This window comes from Stenotrophomonas sp. 05L44_2 (assembly GCF_056665995.1).
The window spans coordinates 1-3,298 of the sequence record NZ_JBFTNR010000482.1; the positions used below are offsets into that span (position 1 = coordinate 1).

Genomic DNA, 3,298 nt, shown 5'->3' on the forward strand with positions numbered 1-3,298 from the left:
TGCGTGTTCCACGCTCGTGGAACCATCAGTCCCGCATTCCTCGGCCGAATCCGCCGTTCTCCAGCACTGTTTTCGTGCTGTGACACGGCCGGCACAGGGGCTGCAGGTTGCTGTCAGCGTTGTTGGCATCGTCCCCGTCGATGTGGTCGACCTCGGTGGCTGCCCGCACCCTTCCCTGCTCCGCACAGCACCTGCACAGCGGCTCACGGGCCAGCACCACCGCTCGGATCCGCCTCCAGAGCGCTGAGTTCGTGGCCAGCGCACGGCGGGCCTGCCTCTTGCGCACCTGGGCGCTGGTTTCTTTGTAGGGACGCCAACCTGCCGCTCGGTGCTGCGGTGGCCTGACAGGCATCAGTACGAGTTCCCATCCAAGTCCACGCGCGGAGACTCGACACCTTCGTCCGAGACCGGTGTGCCCGCCTCCTCCCCCAGCAGCTGTGCAACAGCTTGGACCAGCATGCCGACATGCACCCCCAGTTCCGCGATCTGCTCGCCCTGCTGCTCGATCACCCCGACCAGACGGTCAATACGAGCGTCGGCGCCGCCGGCAATGCGCGCGGCCTTCTCTGCGGCCAGCTCAGCCGCCAGCGCTTCAATCCGTGCAACGTCCATCAGTAGCCCTCGTTGTTCGCAGTACCAAGCCTCGGCGTATCCAGCCCTCGACCCGATCCCAGTCCGGTTCCATGCCCGTAGCCTTGGCGAACCACATCACTGCAGCCAGGTAGCACCGCAGCCACCAACGCATGCGCACCGCTACCATCGCGGCCTCAGCCATTGAGGAGCTCCACTTCGACGTGACCGTGCACGCTATGGGTCACAGGCTCATCGCCGTCCATGCGGATGGGATCCTCGTAATGCCGCACTTCACCGGTGACTGTGTTGGCGTAAACAGCCCGCTTCACCTCCCGCCCGTCCACCAGCACCCTGCGGCGCCCTCGGCCGTCTCCAGGGGTATGAATATGTCCGCTCATCAGAACTCCTCCACTGCCCAGCCGCCGCCGTCGCGCTTGAGCTTGACCTTCACCGCAATGAAGCGGAACGGGTACATGGCGGCGGCAATCTTGATCTTGGCCCTTGCATCGTCCTGCCAATGGCCCTTCACCTCGTGGCACTCCATGACGCCATCGGCTGCCAGGACGGCGAAGTCCGGCGTGAAGAACGTGTTGTCCGCCAGCCGCAGCTTCAGACCCTCGAACCGGTGCCACTGGATCTCGCCGACAGCCTGCTGCGCGCGCAGCCGTTCCGCATAGGCGGTCTCGGTCTTGTTCATGTCGCCGCCCTTCAGCCGGCCCAGGGCCAGCATCCGGCGGTTCATTGCGTCACCGGCTGCCGGTCGGCAGCGATCACCGCTTGGCAGGCCCGGATGTGGTCTTCGGCGTCGGTGACGATTCGAACAGCAGCTCCGACAACCTCTGGACGTAGTTCGGCGCGCGCATCACGTTCGACGGCGCCGGCGGCAGCTTCGGACAGGCGAGCGGTATGGCAGGTGGCGAGGTCGTCGCGCAGGCGGAGATTGCCGCTGCGCAGGCCAGCCACAACAGCAGCAGGGACGGCCTCAGCCGCGGTCCGGTCTTCTTCATGCTTGGCTCCAATGTCAGCCAGCTGCAGCGCCTTGCTCTGCTCGGTGGCGCGGGTTTGATTCACCTGGTCGGCGAATGCCTCAGCGCCGGCGGCGCGTTGATTGGCGGCTACACCTTCAGATCGGTCGCCGCGCCAAGCCCAGCCAGCACCGAACATGGCACCGGACCAAAGCGCGAAGGCGGCGACCGCGATGGCGATCCTGCTCACTCGGAACCTCCTACCCTGATCGTGTCGCTGTCCGGGTCAAATGGCGGCGGCTCCAAGCCGGCTGCGCGCATCAATCCTTCAAGCCGGTAGATATGGCGGATCAAGCGCAGCTCCCTGGCTTCCATCCGCCCAACCCGTTCGCCCAGCCGGGTCACTTCCTCGCGCATCAGCTGGATCACGTTGACCTCGGCCCCTTCCCTGGCGGTCTCTACGAACTGCTTGCGCCACCACAGTGCAACACCACCAGCGCCGACCATCAGACCGCCAACGGCCGTACCGATGGCTTGCCAGTCCACATCGACCCCGGTCACGGAGCCACCGTCCCGCCAGCCTTCCGGTAAGCAGCCAGCAGGTCAGCCAGCCTGTGCTCGTTCTGGCCATAGCCAGCACCAGGCAGGCTTGCCCATATGTTGCTGACTTGCTTGATGGCCTCCGCGATCCTTCCCGCCCGGATCAGCGGCAGAGCGCGGCGCTCGCGGATCTGCTGGAGTGCGATCAGGTCCTGGCTTAGTGGCGAGAAGTCTTTCAGGCCCAGCGTTTTTCGGTAGGCATCGTAGTAGCGGCGCAGCAGCTGGTATCGGCCGGCGGCGGTGGACTGGATACCCAGCTTGGGCAGAGCCACCAAGACTCGGGGGTGATCCGCATAGCCATTGAACAGCTGACCACCGACGATCACGTCGTAGCCACGATCTTTCGTCGGCTGCTTGCCGTTGTCGGTCCCTTCGGACCACGCCAGCATGTCGAGGAAGGCCACGACGTTCACGCCGCCAGCCTGTTGGGGAGTGAGTCGTGCCATGAAATTTCCTAAAAAAAGACCCCGGATAGCCGGGGTCAGAGTGATCTCGCATTTGAGGGCAGCGTTACTCCGCCAACTCCGACAGGAGCTTCATCTTGTTGCCTGCCCGGGTCTGCTCAACTACCAAGTGATAGCCACCGCGTCCTTCGATAATTTGCACCTCGGGCGCGTCGTCGCCCGCAACCTCTTCGAAAGCCTCTTCAATGCCGCGGTAAGGCGTCTTGGCGATCTTCTCGACGTCAAACCAGAGGTACAACTCAGCAAAAGTCACATGGCTTACGCCGTGCAGCCACGCTTTCTCAACTCGACTCAGCAGAGCAGAACGGTGTCTCTTCTCTTTCGGCAATGACATCTGGTGCGCCCTCTAAAATTGAGAACACAGATTAAATTAGAACTTTAGATTAAACAAGATTTTTATTTAGAACCATTGGTCCAATAAAAAAGCCCTCAGCTTGCGCTGAAGGCTTCTATGTCAATGTGCCCGCATTTAACCCCTTGCAGGTGGCACCTGTCAAGAGGTATCGCGCGCGCGTTAGGCAGCGATTTGCAGCCCGACCAGCATCCCGTGCAGACGGTCCTCGCCCCGCCGAACAAGGTCCAGATACGCCTTGACGTGCAGCGCGCGCTCGCCGGCCCTCTCCAGCAGTTGCAGCGCCACTTCAAAGCGCTCCACCTTCTTGCGGCCTCGCCCGCAGTAGTACGCGCGGAGTGTGC

The 3,298-nt window shown here is 63.0% G+C and carries 8 protein-coding genes and 1 pseudogene; all 9 read right to left on the bottom strand.

Annotated elements, in window-relative coordinates; genetic code table 11:
- Window positions 1-25: 25 nt before the first annotated feature.
- Complete coding sequence (locus AC1VAN_RS16055) at window positions 26-352, bottom strand: HNH endonuclease signature motif containing protein (protein ID WP_442251153.1); 327 nt, start codon at window positions 350-352, stop codon at window positions 26-28.
- Entirely contained in the window at window positions 352-612 is a 261-nt protein-coding gene (locus AC1VAN_RS16060; RefSeq protein WP_442251152.1) for a hypothetical protein, read from the bottom strand. The genes AC1VAN_RS16055 and AC1VAN_RS16060 overlap by 1 nt, the downstream gene beginning before the upstream one ends.
- 155 nt (window positions 613-767) lie before the next feature.
- The gene (locus AC1VAN_RS16065) at window positions 768-971 is read right to left on the bottom strand and encodes a hypothetical protein (RefSeq protein WP_442251151.1); all 204 of its coding nucleotides are present in this window, start codon (window positions 969-971) and stop codon (window positions 768-770) included.
- The gene (locus AC1VAN_RS16070; RefSeq protein WP_442251150.1) at window positions 971-1,303 is read right to left on the bottom strand and encodes a DUF1064 domain-containing protein; all 333 of its coding nucleotides are present in this window, start codon (window positions 1,301-1,303) and stop codon (window positions 971-973) included. Before AC1VAN_RS16070 ends, AC1VAN_RS16065 begins: the two co-directional genes overlap by 1 nt.
- 8 nt (window positions 1,304-1,311) lie before the next feature.
- A complete protein-coding gene (locus AC1VAN_RS16075; protein ID WP_442251149.1) occupies window positions 1,312-1,788 on the bottom strand; it encodes a lysis system i-spanin subunit Rz in 477 nt (158 codons plus the stop codon).
- The gene (locus tag AC1VAN_RS16080; protein WP_442251148.1) at window positions 1,785-2,099 is read right to left on the bottom strand and encodes a hypothetical protein; all 315 of its coding nucleotides are present in this window, start codon (window positions 2,097-2,099) and stop codon (window positions 1,785-1,787) included. The genes AC1VAN_RS16075 and AC1VAN_RS16080 overlap by 4 nt, the downstream gene beginning before the upstream one ends.
- Entirely contained in the window at window positions 2,096-2,584 is a 489-nt protein-coding gene (locus AC1VAN_RS16085; RefSeq protein ID WP_442251147.1) for a glycoside hydrolase family 24 protein, read from the bottom strand. The genes AC1VAN_RS16080 and AC1VAN_RS16085 overlap by 4 nt, the downstream gene beginning before the upstream one ends.
- A 64-nt stretch (window positions 2,585-2,648) precedes the next feature.
- Window positions 2,649-2,936 carry a hypothetical protein gene (locus tag AC1VAN_RS16090; RefSeq protein ID WP_442251146.1) on the bottom strand — a complete coding sequence of 96 codons (288 nt, stop codon included), beginning with the start codon at window positions 2,934-2,936 and terminating at the stop codon, window positions 2,649-2,651.
- A gap of 180 nt (window positions 2,937-3,116) precedes the next feature.
- A pseudogene (locus AC1VAN_RS16095) lies at window positions 3,117-3,298 on the bottom strand (hypothetical protein); the annotation flags it as partial.

What these genes read in the sequence shown, in the direction of transcription:
- AC1VAN_RS16065 (WP_442251151.1), bottom strand. Translation starts at nt 971, where the DNA reads ATGAGCGGACATATTCATACCCCTGGAGACGGCCGAGGGCGCCGCAGG.
- AC1VAN_RS16085 (WP_442251147.1), bottom strand. Translation starts at nt 2,584, where the DNA reads ATGGCACGACTCACTCCCCAACAGGCTGGCGGCGTGAACGTCGTGGCC.
- AC1VAN_RS16070 (WP_442251150.1), bottom strand. Translation starts at nt 1,303, where the DNA reads ATGCTGGCCCTGGGCCGGCTGAAGGGCGGCGACATGAACAAGACCGAG.
- AC1VAN_RS16090 (WP_442251146.1), bottom strand. Translation starts at nt 2,936, where the DNA reads ATGTCATTGCCGAAAGAGAAGAGACACCGTTCTGCTCTGCTGAGTCGA.
- AC1VAN_RS16055 (WP_442251153.1), bottom strand. Translation starts at nt 352, where the DNA reads ATGCCTGTCAGGCCACCGCAGCACCGAGCGGCAGGTTGGCGTCCCTAC.
- AC1VAN_RS16060 (WP_442251152.1), bottom strand. Translation starts at nt 612, where the DNA reads ATGGACGTTGCACGGATTGAAGCGCTGGCGGCTGAGCTGGCCGCAGAG.